General features: G+C 71.3%; 15 protein-coding genes. 13 read left to right on the forward strand and 2 right to left on the reverse strand.

What is annotated here, in order from left to right:
- The first annotated feature begins 193 nt into the window (after positions 1 to 193).
- The 13 genes from VNO22_02255 to VNO22_02315 all read left to right on the forward strand — a co-directional run bounded on the left by VNO22_02255 (position 194) and on the right by VNO22_02315 (position 8,862).
- Positions 194 to 454: a hypothetical protein gene (locus tag VNO22_02255; protein ID HXG60173.1), complete on the forward strand. Its 261-nt coding sequence runs from the start codon at positions 194 to 196 to the stop codon at positions 452 to 454.
- Between the two features lie 35 nt (positions 455 to 489).
- Positions 490 to 855 carry a response regulator gene (locus VNO22_02260; GenBank protein HXG60174.1) on the forward strand — a complete coding sequence of 122 codons (366 nt, stop codon included), beginning with the start codon at positions 490 to 492 and terminating at the stop codon, positions 853 to 855.
- 354 nt (positions 856 to 1,209) lie between these two features.
- The gene (locus VNO22_02265) at positions 1,210 to 2,499 is read left to right on the forward strand and encodes an NTP transferase domain-containing protein (GenBank protein ID HXG60175.1); all 1,290 of its coding nucleotides are present in this window, start codon (positions 1,210 to 1,212) and stop codon (positions 2,497 to 2,499) included.
- Positions 2,496 to 3,437, forward strand: a complete 942-nt coding sequence (locus VNO22_02270; GenBank protein HXG60176.1) for a ribose-phosphate pyrophosphokinase — start codon at positions 2,496 to 2,498, stop codon at positions 3,435 to 3,437. Before VNO22_02265 ends, VNO22_02270 begins: the two co-directional genes overlap by 4 nt.
- A 14-nt stretch (positions 3,438 to 3,451) precedes the next feature.
- The gene (locus tag VNO22_02275) at positions 3,452 to 4,135 is read left to right on the forward strand and encodes a 50S ribosomal protein L25 (protein HXG60177.1); all 684 of its coding nucleotides are present in this window, start codon (positions 3,452 to 3,454) and stop codon (positions 4,133 to 4,135) included.
- An 11-nt stretch (positions 4,136 to 4,146) separates the two neighbouring features.
- Positions 4,147 to 4,746, forward strand: coding sequence for an aminoacyl-tRNA hydrolase (gene pth / locus VNO22_02280; protein ID HXG60178.1), 600 nt, complete (start codon positions 4,147 to 4,149; stop codon positions 4,744 to 4,746).
- On the forward strand, positions 4,743 to 5,153 hold the full coding sequence (gene rpsF / locus VNO22_02285) for a 30S ribosomal protein S6 (GenBank protein ID HXG60179.1): 411 nt from the start codon (positions 4,743 to 4,745) through the stop codon (positions 5,151 to 5,153). The genes pth and rpsF overlap by 4 nt, the downstream gene beginning before the upstream one ends.
- A 19-nt stretch (positions 5,154 to 5,172) precedes the next feature.
- Positions 5,173 to 5,601, forward strand: coding sequence for a single-stranded DNA-binding protein (ssb, locus tag VNO22_02290; protein HXG60180.1), 429 nt, complete (start codon positions 5,173 to 5,175; stop codon positions 5,599 to 5,601).
- A 30-nt stretch (positions 5,602 to 5,631) separates the two neighbouring features.
- Entirely contained in the window at positions 5,632 to 5,910 is a 279-nt protein-coding gene (gene rpsR, locus VNO22_02295; GenBank protein ID HXG60181.1) for a 30S ribosomal protein S18, read from the forward strand.
- 13 nt (positions 5,911 to 5,923) lie between these two features.
- On the forward strand, positions 5,924 to 6,424 hold the full coding sequence (gene rplI / locus VNO22_02300) for a 50S ribosomal protein L9 (protein ID HXG60182.1): 501 nt from the start codon (positions 5,924 to 5,926) through the stop codon (positions 6,422 to 6,424).
- Between the two features lie 83 nt (positions 6,425 to 6,507).
- Entirely contained in the window at positions 6,508 to 7,887 is a 1,380-nt protein-coding gene (gene dnaB, locus VNO22_02305) for a replicative DNA helicase (GenBank protein ID HXG60183.1), read from the forward strand.
- A gap of 16 nt (positions 7,888 to 7,903) precedes the next feature.
- A complete protein-coding gene (locus VNO22_02310) occupies positions 7,904 to 8,482 on the forward strand; it encodes a carbohydrate-binding protein (GenBank protein ID HXG60184.1) in 579 nt (192 codons plus the stop codon).
- Complete coding sequence (locus VNO22_02315) at positions 8,479 to 8,862, forward strand: hypothetical protein (GenBank protein HXG60185.1); 384 nt, start codon at positions 8,479 to 8,481, stop codon at positions 8,860 to 8,862. Before VNO22_02310 ends, VNO22_02315 begins: the two co-directional genes overlap by 4 nt.
- 355 nt (positions 8,863 to 9,217) lie before the next feature.
- Here VNO22_02315 and VNO22_02320 read toward each other — a convergent pair whose 3' ends face one another.
- Positions 9,218 to 13,342 (reverse strand): diguanylate cyclase, encoded by a 4,125-nt coding sequence (locus tag VNO22_02320; protein ID HXG60186.1) that lies wholly within the window; start codon positions 13,340 to 13,342, stop codon positions 9,218 to 9,220.
- Entirely contained in the window at positions 13,339 to 15,318 is a 1,980-nt protein-coding gene (locus tag VNO22_02325) for a protein kinase (GenBank protein HXG60187.1), read from the reverse strand. The genes VNO22_02320 and VNO22_02325 overlap by 4 nt, the downstream gene beginning before the upstream one ends.
- Positions 15,319 to 15,362 lie beyond the last annotated feature (44 nt).

The following is a 15,362-nucleotide window of genomic DNA, read 5'->3' on the forward strand; positions in this document are numbered from 1 at the left end:
CCAAGGGCTGCGCCGGGGACCGATCGCCTCGTGGTAGAGGTGGGCCAGGCGAACCAGACGCCGCATGACCCGGCAATCCAGGTACGAAAGAGCGATCAGGTGCTCCCCGAGGGGGTGGTAACGATGTCCCTGATCAGTCCATTATGAAGAGTATTCTCGTTGTATATACTCCTTTCAGGGAGTATCATTCAGCGTGAACGCGGCTACGCGGGCGAAGCGCGGCAAGGTCCGGAAGACGTCCGAGGCGCGACCGGTTCCGGACGTGCTGGATTTTTACGACGGCCTCGTGGTGGAGCTGGACCGCCTGCGGGCGCTGGCGGAGCTTCTCGGATGCGCGGGGGAGCGGCTCGATCCGCGCGTCTTGGGAGGGGTGGCATGTCTCCTGGAAGACGTGGAGCGGCGCATGAGGGAGGCGCTGCGGGGTCTGTGGGAGGGAAGGAAGCGGAAAGGATAGACGCGTCCGCGGGGCGGGCGGCCCGCCGGGTTCTCGTGGCGGACGACGACGCCTCGATCCGGACGTACTTGGCGGCGATGCTGTCGGGCGACGGATGGGAAGTGGATTGGTGCGAAGACGGCGTTTCGGCGCTTGAGGCGGCTCGCTCGGGGGCGCATGAGCTTCTGATCCTGGACGTTCTCATGCCGCGCCTGACGGGACTGGAGGTCCTGCGGGAAGTGCGGGCATGGGGATCGCGGGTGCCGGTCATGCTTATTTCCGGGACGCTCTGGGACGGGGTGATCCGGGCGGCTTCGGCGATGAGCGGGCCGACGGTCTGCCTGGCCAAGCCTTTCGGGCCGGCCGACGTTCGGCGCGCCCTGGCGCGCCTGGGGGAGGCGGTCCGGCGCGGGTTCGGGTAAGGGGAAATCGTTTCGACGCGGGGGCGCGCGCGGTCCGGGAAAGGTCTCGAGTGCGACCGGGGTTGTGGCGGACCGAACGGGGGCACAACGGGCGGACGGCGCGCGCGGCTCTCCGCCGGGCTCGTGCCCCGTGGGGGCATGGGGTTGTCCAGGTCGTGCCCCTATTCCGGCCCGGCGGGGCTCCGCATCGGTTTTGCTCGCCTTTTGCCTTGACTTGGCCCCGGGGGGTCCGCTAGACTCCCCACGCCTCCGGTCGTATGACCCCGCATGCGCGGGCGCCGTGCCGTTTGCGCGGCGGCCGATTACCGCGGCGGGAACCGAGAGTTTGGCGAGAGCTCCCGAACGAGGCTCGTCGTGTCGCTCGAGAACGTCAAGGCCGTCGTCCTGGCCGCCGGCAAAGGCGTCCGGATGAAGTCCGAACGCGCCAAGGTCCTTCACGAGGTCCTCGGCCGGCCGGTCCTGGACTACGTTCTTCGCCACCTGCGGGCGGCGGGCGTCGAAGATATCGTTCTCGTCGTCGGCCACCAGGCCGACCGCGTCCGGGCCGCCGCGCCCGGCTGCCGCTGCGTCGAACAAAAAGAACAGAAAGGGACCGGCCACGCGCTCCTTTCGGCCGAGCCGGCGCTGGCCGGATTCTCCGGCGATCTTTTCGTCCTGGCCGGCGACGCGCCCCTCATCGGACCCAATACCCTGCGGCGGATGCTCGACGAGCACCGCCGCGCCGGCCGCGACGCCACCTTCCTCTCCGCCTGCCTCGACGACCCCACCGGCTACGGCCGCGTTCTGCGCGACCGCGCCACCGGACGGTTCCTCCGCTTCGTCGAAGAGGCCGACGCCGCCCCCGAGCAGAAAAACATCCCCGAATGCAACTCCGGAGCCTACGTCCTGCGCGCCCCCGCGATCTTCGAGGCCCTCCGCGAGGTCCGCCCCGACAACGCCAAGGGCGAAATCTACCTTACCGACGCGCTGGCGGTCCTGGCCTCCCGCGGCCGCCCCGTGGACGCCTGCCGCTCCCAGAACCCCGCCGAGATCTACGGCATCAACACCCGCCGCGACCTCGTCGCCGTCACGAATTTCCTGCGCTGGAAAATCCTCGAGCATCACATGGACGGCGGCGTCACCGTCGTCGATCCCTCCACGACCTTCATCGAGGACGACGTGACGATCGGCGCGGACACCGTGATCCACCCCTTCACGGTCATCCGCCGCGGCGTGTCGATCGGCCGGGGCTGCGAGGTGGGCCCGTTCTCCCACCTGCGGCCGGGAACCGTCCTGGAGGACGGCGCGGAGATCGGAAATTTCGTCGAGGTGAAGAAATCCCGCGTGGGGCCGCACTCCAAGGCCAAGCACCTCACGTACCTCGGGGACGCCGTTTTGGGGGCCCACGTCAACATCGGCGCCGGCACGATCACCGCCAACTACGACGGCGTCTCGAAGCACCCCACGATCATCGAGGACGGCGTCCAGACGGGTTCCCACACGGTGCTCGTGGCGCCCGTCCGGGTGGGGAAGGGCGCCAAGACGGGCGCCGGGGCCGTCGTCGCCAAGGGCGAGGTGCCTCCGGGCGCCGTCGTCGTGGGGGTTCCGGCGCGGCCGCTTCGTCCCAAGGCGCCGCCCGAGGCGGGGAAGAAGGCGTCCTCATGAAGAATTCGCTGGCCGTCTTCTCGGGAAACGCCAACCCGGCGCTCGCCAAACGGGTCTGCGACTACCTGGGGCTTCCCCTGGGCCGCGCCGACATCGGCCGGTTCCCCGACGGGGAAATCGATCTCAAGATTCTCGAGGACGTCCGCGGCGCCGACGTCTACGTGGTCCAGCCCACCTGCCCGCCCGTCAACGAAAACCTGATGGAGCTCCTGATCCTCATCGACTGCCTGCGGCGGGCGAGCGCCGAGCGGATCACGGCGGTGGTGCCCTATTTCGGCTACGCCCGGCAGGACCGCAAGGCCGAAGGACGCGTCCCCATCAGCGCCAAGCTCGTCGCCAACCTCATCACCGCCGCCGGCGCCAGCCGCGTCCTCTCGGTGGACCTCCACGCCCCCCAGATCCAGGGCTTTTTCGACATCCCCACCGACCACCTGTACGCCGCGCCCGTCCTCATCGAATACTTCCGGCGTCTCGATCTCAAGGACGTCACGGTGGTTTCCCCGGACGTGGGCGGCATCAAGATGGCCCGCGCGTACGCCAAGCGCCTGGGGGCGGGACTGGCCATCTGCGACAAGCGCCGCAGCGGTCCCACGGAAACCGAGGTCATGCACGTCATCGGCGACGTCCAGAAGCGGAACGTCGTTCTCGTGGACGACATGATTTCCACGGGCACCTCGATCACCGAAGCCGCCCGGGCCTGCCGGCAGCACGGCGCCCGCGACATCTACATCTGCGCCACTCACGCCGTCCTGGCGGCCAGCGCGGTCGAGAAACTCGCCCGCGCGCCGCTCAAGGAGGTCGTCGTCACCGACACGATCCCCCTGGACGGAAAGGAAAAGCAGCTCGGGAACCTCCGGATTCTGTCGATCGCCAACCTCCTCGGGGAGGCGATCCGCCGGATCCATCATTCGGAATCCGTCAGCAGCCTGTTCCTGTAGAGGAGAAGAAGGCCATGGCCGAATCCTTCATGATCGACGCCGAGAAGCGCGACCGGCTGGGCACGCGCGTGGCGCGCCGCTACCGCAAGGCGGGCAAGATTCCCGCGGTCCTGGCCCGGAAGGGCGAGGCGCCGCTTCACCTGCTCGTGGACGCGCGGGAGTTCGAGCGCGTGGTCAAGCGGCACGCCCGCATCGTGACCCTGCGCCACCCCGCCGGACAGGACAAGGTGTTCATCAAGGAGGTGCAGTACGACCACCTGGACGAGCACATGATCCACGTGGACTTCGCCAAGGTGGCCATGGACGAGCTTCTGACGCTCGAGGTGCCCCTCGTGCTCAAGGGCAAGCCCGTGGGGGTGACGGAGGAGGGCGGCGTCCTCGATCAGTACGTCAAGACCCTGCGCATTCAGTGCCTCCCGGACGCGATTCCGGAGGCGGTCGAGGCGGACGTGACGGGGCTCAAGAAGGACGTCAACCTGACGGTCAAGGATCTGAAGCCTCCGGCGGGGGTCAAGATCCTCAACGAGCCGGATCTGACCGTGGCCGTGGTCACGGAGCACAAGGTCGAGGAGGCGCCGGCGGCGGCCGCGGCGGCGCCCGGGCCCACGGAGCCCGAGGTCATCAAGAAGGAGAAGCCCGAGGAGGGCGCCGAGGAGGCTCCGAAGAAGGAAGCTCCCAAGAAGGAGGAGAAGAAGTAGCGGCCGGGCTCATGAAAGTCGTGCTCGGGATCGGCAATCCCGGCGAGAAGTACGCCGAGACGCGCCACAACGTGGGCTGGAAGGTGGTCGACCGGCTGGCGGAGCGGATCGGCGCCCGGTTCCGCAAAGCCGGCTTCGAGTTCTGGGCCGCCGAGGGGCGGCTGGGCCGGCGCGAGGCGACGCTCGTGAAGACGTGGACGTACGTGAACGAAACAGGGCGGGCGATCCCGGAGATCCTGAAGCGGTACGGCGACGACCTTCTCGTCGTGTGCGACGACGTGAACCTGCCGCTGGGGGCCCTGCGGATCCGGCCCAAGGGCTCCAGCGGGGGCCACAACGGCCTGCGCTCGATCGAGGCGGCGCTCGGGCACGACGCCTACGCGCGGCTGAGGATCGGCGTGGGCGGAGGGAGGCCGGACCCCGACTGGGTGCTCGGGAAATTCGCCCGCGAGGAGCGGCCCGTGATCGAGGAGGCCGTGGCGGCCGCCTGCGACGCGGTCCGGTGCTGGGCCGAGGAAGGCCTGGAAGCGTCGATGACGAAGTTCAACCGCCGGGGTCCCCCCGCCGCCGAGGCGCCGGGGGGTGCGGCGAAAGGAGGATCCGACCGGTGAGCGTGAGAACGTACGAGGGAATGCTTCTGGTGGAGCCCACCGTGGCCAGCCGGGAGTGGAACCGCGTGGTCGAGGAAGTCGAACGCGTGGCCAAGCGCAACGGGGCCGCCGTGCTCCAGATCACCAAGTGGGGGGAGCGCAAGCTCGCCTATCCCGTCCGCAAGGTGAACCGGGGCGCCTACGTCCTGGCGTACCTGGCGGCGCCCCCCAAGGCGGTGGCCAAGATCCGGGCGGACCTGCAGCTTTCGGAAGTGGTCCTCCGGAGCCTGATCCTGCAGCACGAGGGGGAGCTGCGCAAGGAGCCGCCCAAGGATTTCGAGACGGCCGGTCCGCTGCCGCCCAAGACGGATCTGGGCGGCCGCCCGCCGGGGCCCCCGCGTCCGGCGTTCGAGGGCCGTCCGTCGTAACCCGTAAGGAGGTTCGCCCATGGCCAGCGTGAACAAGGTGCTCTTGCTCGGGAACCTGACGCGCGACCCGGAGCTCCGCTACACCCCGCAGGGCGCGGCGGTGTGCGAGTTCTCGCTGGCGCTCAATCGGGCGTACACGAGCAAGCAGACGGGCCAGCGCGTGGAGGAAGTGTCGTTCGTGGACGTCGTCGCCTGGGCCCGCACGGCGGAGCTGTGCGCCGAGTATCTCAAGAAGGGGCGGCAGGTGTTCGTCGAAGGGCGGCTCACCCAGGACCGCTGGGAGTCCCCGGAAGGCAAGAAGATGAGCAAGCTCCGGGTCACCGCGGAGGCCGTGACCTTCCTGGGCGGGCGCCCCGCCGGCGAGGCCCGGCCCGGGGCCGCGCCGGGGTCCGCCCCCGCGGCCGCCGAGGAGGCTCCCCCGGAGCCCGATGCGGAAATGCCGTTTTGAGCGAAGGTTTGAGGAAGGAGAACGTCAGCCATGCCTCGAGTCGAACGCGACCGCGATGAGCGGGACGACCGGCGCAAGAAGTACACCAAGTTCCGCAAGGACAACCGGTGCCGCTTCTGCCGCGACCAGGTCGGAGAGGTGGACTACAAGGACCTCCAGGTCCTGTTCAAGCTGTGCACCGGGCAGGGGAAGCTCTATTCCCGCAAGCGCTCCGGCAACTGCGCGTATCATCAGCGCAGCGCGCAGGCCGCCGTCAAGCGCGCCCGCTTCATGGCCATGCTTCCGTACGTGGGAACCGGCAGCCTGTAACCGCGAGGGTCCTATGAAAGTGCTGCTCTGGCAGGACGTCGAGAAACTGGGAAAGCGCGGCGAGATCGTGGAGGTCCGCGACGGCTACGCGCGCAACTACCTGCTTCCCCGGCGGCTGGCGGGGATCCCCACGCCCGCCGCCTACCGGGAGCTGGAGCTCGAGAAGCGCCGCGCCGCCAAGCGCGAGGCCGCGCTCATCAGCGACGCGAAAGCCGTCGCCGAGAAGCTGGCCGCCCTCCCTTCGGTCTCGATCGAGGTCAATACCAACGAACAGGGCCAGCTCTACGGGAGCGTGACCCCGACCATGATCGCCGACGCCCTCCGCGCCCAGGGCCTCAAGGTCGAGGCCAAGGCGATCGAGATCCCCGAACCCATCAAGCAGGCCGGGACGTACGAGGTCACGATCCACCTTCACCGCGACGTGCGGCCCGCCCTCAAGGTGTGGGTCCTCTCCACCCGGGCCGTCCAGCCCGGCGAGAAGAAGGCCGAGGACGCCGCGCCGCCCGCGCCGTAGGGTATATAGTCTCCAGGGAAGCGCCGGGCCGCCCGCCTTCGCCCGCGCCGGGGCGGGCCGGCCCGTTCCGAGGGAGGGGAGCCATGACGACCGCCGCCCGCAACCCGGTGCCGCCCGCCGACGTCCTCCGGGCCGCCCCGCTGCCCCAGAGCCGGGAGGCCGAAATGGCCCTCCTCGGGGCGATGATCTACGACAACGAGATCATCGGCGACGTCGTCGAGCTCGTCAACCAGCGGGAGATGTTCGCCTTTCCCGCCCATCAGACGATCTTCGAGGCGATCCTGCGGCTGCACCTGGACCGCAAGCCGATCGACCTCGTGGTCCTGCGGGACGAGCTGGCCCGCGACCGGCGCCTGGAGTCCGTCGGCGGCGCGGAATACCTGGCCTCCCTGGTCGGAAACCTCCCCGACTCCGCCCACGCCCCCGAATACGCCCGCACCGTCTACGAGAAATTCGTCCTGCGCAACATCATCGAGACCTGCAACCGCATCGTCCACCAGGCCACCCAGGTCACCGAGGACGTCGAGGCCGTCCGCGAGGAAGCCGAGCGCGCGCTCTTCCAGGCCCTGGCCCGCGGCGAGAAGGGCACCGTGCGCACCATGACCGACATCCTCCACGAGACCTTCCAGAAGATTCAGGACTTTCACGACCGCAAAGGCCGTCTCCTCGGGATGCCCACGGGCTTCTACGAACTGGACGACCTTCTGTCGGGTCTTCAGGCGGGCCAGCTCTACATCATCGCCGGCCGTCCCTCCATGGGGAAGACCAGCCTGGCGATGAGCATCATCGAGAACGTCGCCCTCAAGGAGCAGAAACGGGTCCTGTTCTTCTCCCTCGAAATGGCCGCCGAGCAGATCGCCCAGCAGATGCTCTGCTCCCATACCCGCGTCCCTTCCCACCTCCTGCGCACGGGAAAGATCTCCGAGGAGGATTACTACCGGCTGACCCTGGCCGCCGGGACCCTGAGCGAGGCCCGCATCTTCATCGACGACTCGGCCGACCTCTCCGCCCTCGAGGTGCGCACCCGCGCGCGGCGCATGAAGGCCAAGGAAGGACTCGACCTCGTCGTCGTCGATTACCTGCAGAAGATGCACGCCCGCCAGGGGAACCGCGCCCCGGAGTCCCGCCAGCTCGAGATCGCCATGATCTCCTCCAACCTCAAGGCCATGGCCAAGGAGCTCAACGTGCCGGTGATCGCCCTGGCCCAGCTCAACCGCGCGCCCGAGGGACGCGAGGACCGCAAGCCCATGCTCTCCGACCTGCGCGAGTCGGGCGCCATCGAGCAGGACGCCGACGCCGTGATGCTCCTCTATCGCGAGGAGTACTACAACCCCGACACCGAAAAGAAGGGCGTGGCGGAGGTGATCCTGGCCAAGAACCGCACCGGCCCGACCGACACCGTGGAGCTGGCGTTCCTTAAGGACTTCACCCGCTTCGAAAATCTCGCGGCGCGCCCCACGTAGGGAAGGAGGTCCCGTCATGCGATATCCCGCCGCCGCGGCGGCGCTGGCGTTCGTCCTGGCCGCCTGCGCGTCCGCCGAGTCCTGGCCCGGGCCTTCGCGTCCGTTCCGGGGCAAGATCCACGGGATCCCCGGCATGATCGAGGCGGAAGATTTCGACGAGGGCGGGGAAGGCGTGGCCTACCACGACGCCGAGGCGCGCAACCTCGAGACCCGCGGCGCCCCGTACCGCGAGTCGGGAGTGGACCTCGAATGGCGTCCCGAGGCGCGCGGGGGCTACAACCTGGGATGGACCCGGCCGGGCGAGTGGCTCGTCTACACGGTGGAGGTCCGGGAATCCGGCCTCTATCGGCTGGATACGAGCGTGGCCTGCAAGGGCCCGGGCGGGACGTTCCGGATCGAGTTCGGCGGCGTGGACCGCACCGGGCCGATCGAGATTCCCGACACCGGAGGATGGCAATACCTCAAGCCTCTTTCCCGCGAAGGCCTCCGCCTGGAGGCGGGCCGCTGGGCGATGAGGGTGGTCCTGGACCGGCCGGGCGCTTCGGGCAGCATCGGAGACATCGACTTCTTCACGTTCACGCGGGTGGGTCCGTGAGGAAGGCGCCCTACGTCCTGGCGATCCTGGCGACCTTCGGGGTGGGGATCGCGGATCTGGCGCTTCTCGGGGTCCCCGCCTTCCGGAACGGCTGGTGGACGATGGCCCTGTTCGCGGTCCCCGCGGCGTTCCTGGGAATCGGGCGGCGCGGGGCGGGCGCGATCCGGTTCTGGGCCTGGGCCGTCTTTCTGGCGGGGCTGCTCGGGTATCCCGCGCTTCGACTCTGGGCGTTCCGCGTGCCTCAGGATCCGCCGGCGGTGTCGGTCGGGTCGCGGGCGCCGGACTTCACGCTTCCGGACGCCGAGGGGCGCCCGGTGTCGCTCGGGGAACTCGCGCGCGGAGGGCGCGTCCTTCTGGTTTTCTTCCGCGGCCCGGGCTGACCGGTCTGTCGGGCCGAGCTTTCGGCCCTGGCCGCCCGCCTGGAGGACTTCCGGAACTCGCGGGTGACCGTGGTCGCCGTGGGGCCGCAGCGCCCGGAGGACGCCCGCGCGCTCGGACTTCCGTTTCCGGTGCTCTCGGACGTCTCCCTCGAGGTGACGCGGCGGTACGGGCTTCTTCACCCGGGAGGCTTTCTGGGACGGGATGCGCCGCGGCCGGCGCTTCTGCTGCTGGGGCCCGACCGGGTCGTGCGCTGGATCCGTCCCGCTCCGGATGTGCGGACGCGGCCGGCGCCGGAAGAAATTCTGGAAGCGCTCCGGAGCGCGCGCGGTCCGGGGGGGGGCGGGACGCCGCCGGTCAGAAGGGTTTCCGCGCGGTCGGCGCGGCGGCGGCCTTCGCCTCGGCGGCCAGCGCCTCGGCGAGCTCGCGCATTTCGCGGTCGCGCGCGGCGGCGGCGAGCAGCGCCTCCTCCGCCTGACGGGTTCCCTGCCGCGCCAGCGCGGCCAGCGCGGCCCGGCGCGTCTCGGCGGAATAGCCCTTGACGAGCCCCAGGAAGCGCGGGCGGCGCTCGACGATCCGCGAAAGCAGAGGCACCGACGCCGGGTTGGGCGCCGCCTCGAAGTAGGCGCAGCAAAGCTGCAGGAGGCGCTCGTCCTCCGTGGCCTCCATGAGCTTGCCCACTTCGGCGCCGAGCTGCGGGATCTTCAGCCGGGCCGCCAGCTCGAGCCCCCGCACGCGGCGCCCCTCGTCGGCGCTCCCCAGGAGCTGCCGCACCACCGGAGCCGCCAGCGGCGCCGGCCACCGCTCCGCCGCCTCGAGAATCATCCGGCGGACCTCGGGGGGGCCTTTCTCCGCCAGCTCGGCCAGGTGACCCGCGAGCGCCGGTCCGAGAAGCGGATCGATCACCTCGAGGAGCCGGGCGACGCGGTCCGGCGGCGTCTCGGGGCCCAGGACCTGCGCGAGCTCCCCGGCCACCTCGGCCGCCGCGAACCCCAGGGCCGTGGCCATCGCCTTGCGCGCCGCCGGGTCCGGCTCGTCCAGGAACGCCTCCAGGAGCCGCCGCACCGCCTCGCCGCCGATCGACAGGAGAATGTTCGCCGCGGTCAGGCGCTCCTCGGGCCGCGGCTTGCGGAGCGAGGCCAGAAGCACCGGGTAGGCCGCGGTCTTCGGGATGTCCTGGAGGATCGATTCGCACGCGATGGCGATTTCCTGGGGGGTGTCCGCGGCCGCGGCGCGCTTGCGAAGCACGGAGCCGGCGATCTCCGCCAGTTCCCGCAGGCACCCCACCGTGGCGGCGGCCGGGATCCACAGCGGGAGGATGTCCGTCGCCGTGCGGAAAAGCTCAGGCGTCTTGTCCTCCCAGAGCCGCTGCCGGAGCGGAGGAGCGGAGCGCTCGACCTCCAGCCGGCGCGTTCCCGGCGAAGCGAAGGCGAGCGACCGGCCCAGAAGATCGAACGCGCGGCGGCGGTGGCGACCGCTCGGGTCGGCGAAATGCGCCCCCAGGCGGTCCACGAGCTGCTCCGCGAGCGGCCGGAGCGCTCCGTACGCGAGCGTCTCGACGAGCGCGGGGAACTGCTGCTCGAGCTCCCCGGAGAGGAACTCGGCATACGGCCGGGCCAGAAGCTCCCGCGCGCGGATTTCGGAACGGATGGGCCTGGGCGGCGGGGCCACGGCGACGACCGTCCGGCCCTCCTCGGCGCGCGCGTACTCGCGGGAGCCGAACTCCACGTGGACGAACTGCTGCAGGAGGCCGGCGGCCGGCGTTCCGGGCGGCATCGAAAGGAAACTCACCAGGGCGCGCACCTCGTCCTCCGTGAGCCCCGAGGCGAGCGTTATGCTCTTGAGGGCGCGTTCGTCGATCTCCTTCACGAGGAAGGCGCCCGCCTCGCCGTAGAACTTGCGGTCGCCCGGCCGGCCGTTGACGACGAGCTCCCCCTCCGCCGTTCCGAGAACGACCGCCGGGACGCGCGCGCAGAGCTCCGTGAGCGCCCGGGAGGCCTCCCGGGCCGTCTCCTCGACGAGCGAATGCCCCGGCGGGTAGAGCTTGAGGGCGTCCACGGCGGCCTTGAAGAGGCGCAGGGCGTCCCGGAGCGCCGGAAGATGCTCGGGCGGAATCGGCCCCTCGGCCGCCCGCGCGGCGGCGCGCGCGTCGCGCTCGCGGACCTGGTAGGCCTTCTGGACGAGGTCGATGCCCTCGAGCCCCTCGCGGTCGAGGAAGCGGTCCCAGTGGTCGGCCTCCGCGCGCACCCGGTCGAAGGGCTCGGTGAACGCCTTGAGGAGGGTCTCGATGCGTCCGACGTCGAAGGAGGGCAGGAGCGTCAGGGACTCCACGAGGCGTTCGTCGAGGAGCGCGGCGAAATCGGCGGCGACCGCGGCATCCGAGGGCCGGCCGTTGATCGCGGGGCCGGCGGAGCCGGCGGAAAAGGTGAAGCCCGGCGCGGCCGCCAGGAGCGCCCGGAGTTCGTCCCGGAGCTGGGCGACGAATCCCGCGCTCACCTGGCTCCACTGCGGATAGAGCCGCCCGACCTTGAGCGCTCCGGCGAAGTGCCGCAGGGCGGCCAGCGCGTGCTCGAGGGCCGCCGGGGAGAGCGGCTCCTTGCAGGGCTCCAGCCGCGCGCGGCGCGCGCCCTCCCGCCGCGGGGGCCTGAGGATCTCCGCGCGGCGGCGCGCCACGGCGTCGAAGTGCCGGGCCCGGTCCTCCCGGCCGGCGCGCCCGTAGTGATAGGCCAGCTCGTCGGCCAGATGGGCGACGTCGCCCCCGTGGCGGGCCTCCTGAGCCACGCCCACGCGCGCGTGGAGATGGCGGCGCTCGTCGTCCGGCGAGGATTCCAGACGCGCCCGGCGGGCGTAGGAGGCCGGGAAGGAGAGAAGTTCCGTCTCCGTGTCCGACGTCACCAGGAGGCGCGCGCGCCGGGCCTCGTCGATGAGGTCCAGCATCTCCATGTCGTCCTGGCCCATGACCTCCTGGAGGAGATCGGGATCCACGTCCGCCCCGATGACGGCGGCGCCGAGGAGGAGCGTGTTGGCGCGGGCCGGAAGCGCTTCCGCCACGGCGCGCACCGCCCCGTCGAGGTCCCGAGGAAGGTCGGCGGGTCCCAGGGCCGGGATCTTCCATCGGCCGTCCGCCAGCCGCACGCGGCCCTTGAGGAGAAGCGCGCGGAGGGTCTCTTCGAGCCAGAGCGGGTTGCCGCCCGAGGACTCGACGAGCTGCCGCACGGCGTCGGGGGCGAAGTCGGCGTCCGGCAGGATCGCCTGGAGCATCCGGCCCATTTCCTCGGGGGTCAGGGGGCCCAGGGCGAGCGTGACGGCCGAGGGGCCGCGCTCGCGGAAGAAATCCCCCGCCCGCGTGCGGGCGAACGCCTCCGCGTCCAGGTCCGTGGCGGCGGCCAGGAGATACGGGACGCCCCGGGCGGCCGCCTGGCGGAGGGCCTCGAACGTGGCCGCGTCGGCGTGCTCCGCTTCGTCGAAGGTTACGAGGAGCGGTCCCTCGCGCGCCAGCTCCGCCAGGAGCGCGGGGAAGGCCTCCCAGAGGAGGCGCGCGTAGCGGGACAGCTCGAGCTCCGCGGGCCGGTCCGGGAGCGGGTACTCGCGGAGCACCACCGCGAGCGCGCTGCGGGGGTCGGGACCCAGCCGCAGGAGCGCCTCGCGCACGATGCGCGGATCGGTGACGGAGAGGCCGTCCACCGCCTCGGCGAGGCTCGCGTAGGGGAACCCGGCGCGGGGTTCCCGGCAGGTGGTCGAGAGCACCACGAACCGCTCGGAGCGGGCCCAGATTCCCAGCTCCCGCAGGAGCCGCGACTTGCCCAGGCCCGCGGGGCCGGTCACGAGCGCGCAAGAGGCGCCCACATGGCGGGCGTCCGAGGCCATCTGCCGGAGCTTGGCCTGTTCGGGCGCCCGGCCGATCAGCAGCGGACAGGGCAGGCCGCGGAAGACGCCGATTTCGGCGAGCACCGCCGGATCCAGGCGTCCGGCGACGGCGACGCGGTCGCGTCCCTGGCGCTTGGCGACGAAAAGCGCCAGTTCCGCCGCCTCGATGAGGAGCGTGGGCGAGCGGCCGTCCACGGGATAGGACGAGGCGGACGCGCTGGCGGTGAGGGCGACGCGCAGGCCGCCTTGGTCGTCCGCGCCGAGCGCGAACGGTTCGGAGCGCACGGCGGCGCGGAGGGTTTCGGCGCAGCGCAGGCCGCGCTCCTTGTCGGCTCCGGGCAGGAGCGCGCAGAACGCGTCCGCCGCCCAGCGGTAGAGGAGGGTGTCCGGTTCGGCGGCCGCGCGGAGCCGCCGGGCGACTTCGGAGAGCAGACGCTCCACGAGCGCCTTGGGGAAGCGCTCGGTGGCCGATCGGAAGCCGTCCAGGTCGAGCATTACGAGCGCGCCCTGGCCTCCGGGGACGCGTTCGCGAAGGTCCCTGAGAAGGGCGCGGCGGTTGGCCAGTCCCGTGACGCGGTCCAGGAGCGCGGGGTCGGGCGCGGCGGAGGCGTTCATGGGCGGCGGATCTCCTCGAGCTCGCGGCGGGCTTCCTCGGCCAGCGGCGTTCCCTCGAGCGTCCGGAGGATCTCGGCCGCCTTGGGGTCTCGTCCGGCCGCGCGGCAGTAGAGGGCCAGGCCCCAGCGGTCTTCCGCGCGGTCGAGCAGGCCGCAGGCGGCCGCCAGGGCGGCCACGCCCTCGGGGCCCAGGTCGGACCAGTCGGCCGCGTCGGGTTCGTCCTCTGCGAGAAAGACGACGCGGTCCGGATAGGCTTTGAAGATCCGGACGTCGCGCAGGGTGCGGCCCCGCACGGAAAGCTCCGGAAGGACGGGGCGCAGGCGGCGCACGGCGTCCGAGAGGCGTTCCTTGAAGGCGAGGACGGCGTCGCGGTGCCGGGCGAGGCGGGCGGGGCCGGGTTCGGAGGGGGAGCCCAGGCCGAGCGCCTCGGGGGCCTCGGGGCGGAATTCGGCCAGGCGGCGGAGCGCGCGTTCGGCCGGAGGTTCCGTCTCCGGGGCGGGACGGAAAGCGACCCACGCGGCGGCTCCCGTCAGGACCGCGGCCGCCAGCGCCGCGGCCGCCGGCGCGGCCCGGCGCGACCGAGGGGGCGGAAGGGAAACCGCCCGCGTCCGGGAGGAGGAGGCGCTCCCGTCCAGGACGGCGCGGGCCTTCTGGAGGATGGAGGCGATCTCCTGCGCCACGGCCAGCGCGCTCGGGGGGCGGCGTTCGCGTTCCTTCTCGAGGCATCGCAGGCAGAGCGCCTCGAGGTCCGCGGGGATCGACCGCGTCCGCTCGCCGGCGGCGGCCCGCTCGCGGGCCACGGTGGACGGCGGGACCGGCCGGTCGCGCAGGGTCTGGAGGATCACTTTTCCCATGTCCCCGGCGAACGGAGGACGCCCGGTGAGGACTTCATAGAGGACCGCGCCCAGTCCGTAGACGTCCGTGCGGGCGTCCACTTCGTCGTTCCGCCCCGCGGCCTGCTCGGGGGACATGTACGAGGGCGTGCCGCTGATCATGCCGACGTCGTCGGCGAAATTTCCGAGCTGGCGGGCCAGGCCGAAGTCCAGGACGTACGGCCGTCCGTCCTTGGCGATGAAGATGTTGCCCGGCTTGAGGTCGCAGTGGAACGTGGGGATCGGCCGCGTGTGGGCGTAGTGGACCGCGTGGGCCACCTGGTAGAGCACGCCCAGCCAGCGTTCGGGGTCGGCGTCCCAGAGGGACTGCTTGCGTTGCTCGCGGTGGCGGCGGATTTCGTCGTACAGGGTGTGCCCTTCCAGGCACTCCATGCTGATGTAGTAGACCTGGCCGACGCGGCCGATGTCGTAGACCGAGACGATGTTCGGGTGGCGCAGGCGGATGGCGTTGTGCGCCTCGTTGAGGAGGCTGGCCACGCGGGAATGGTGGCCGGAAGCGGTTTCCGAAGGCTGCGGCTTGATCCGCTTGAGGGCCACATACTGGTGGAGGTAGGTGTCCCACGCGCGGGAGACTTCGGCGATCCCGCCGCGGCCGAGGGGTTCGAGGATCACGTACTTGCCGAACCGCCGGGTGGTCTCGCGGAGCGCTTCCTGGACCTCGGGGGGTACGGGCAGGCAGCTGTTGACGATGATCGAGCTTTCGACGCACTTGTGGCCGTCGCCCGGCGGGGGCGGCCGGAGCGGACCTTGGCAGCGGCCGCACTGGTACGCGATGGCGTCGGGGCGGCGGTCCACGTTGACCAGAATCTCGCAGCTCGGGCAGAAGAGGATCTTCTTGTCCTGCTCCCCGAGCGCGCGCTCCACCGCCTCGCGCGTGACGTAGCCCTTCCGGACGAGAATCTCGCCCAGCCGCGGGGGCGGCGTCCCCTCGCGCCCGACCATCTCGCGCTGCGTGCGGAGGGCGTCCTCGAGCTGCTCCGGGCGCAGAAGTCCGTCCCGGACCAGGATCTGGCCGAGATCCGCCTTTTCGGGAACGGGCGGGAGGGAGGACGGCGCCGGAGCCTTCTCGGTGCGCGGTTCCATGGAGTCTTCCGGAGAGGCGCGGGGCCCCCCCGAACGAATGAATT

The organism is Planctomycetota bacterium (genome assembly GCA_035574235.1).
In the GTDB taxonomy this organism is placed as follows: Bacteria; Planctomycetota; MHYJ01; order MHYJ01; family JACPRB01; genus DATLZA01.

Coding starts and splice junctions, on each gene's coding strand:
- VNO22_02270 (HXG60176.1), top strand. CDS start 2,496: ATGAAGAATTCGCTGGCCGTCTTCTCGGGAAACGCCAACCCGGCGCTC.
- VNO22_02275 (HXG60177.1), top strand. CDS start 3,452: ATGGCCGAATCCTTCATGATCGACGCCGAGAAGCGCGACCGGCTGGGC.
- pth (HXG60178.1), top strand. CDS start 4,147: ATGAAAGTCGTGCTCGGGATCGGCAATCCCGGCGAGAAGTACGCCGAG.
- ssb (HXG60180.1), top strand. CDS start 5,173: ATGGCCAGCGTGAACAAGGTGCTCTTGCTCGGGAACCTGACGCGCGAC.
- rpsR (HXG60181.1), top strand. CDS start 5,632: ATGCCTCGAGTCGAACGCGACCGCGATGAGCGGGACGACCGGCGCAAG.
- rplI (HXG60182.1), top strand. CDS start 5,924: ATGAAAGTGCTGCTCTGGCAGGACGTCGAGAAACTGGGAAAGCGCGGC.
- dnaB (HXG60183.1), top strand. CDS start 6,508: ATGACGACCGCCGCCCGCAACCCGGTGCCGCCCGCCGACGTCCTCCGG.
- VNO22_02310 (HXG60184.1), top strand. CDS start 7,904: ATGCGATATCCCGCCGCCGCGGCGGCGCTGGCGTTCGTCCTGGCCGCC.
- VNO22_02320 (HXG60186.1), bottom strand. CDS start 13,342: ATGAACGCCTCCGCCGCGCCCGACCCCGCGCTCCTGGACCGCGTCACG.
- VNO22_02325 (HXG60187.1), bottom strand. CDS start 15,318: ATGGAACCGCGCACCGAGAAGGCTCCGGCGCCGTCCTCCCTCCCGCCC.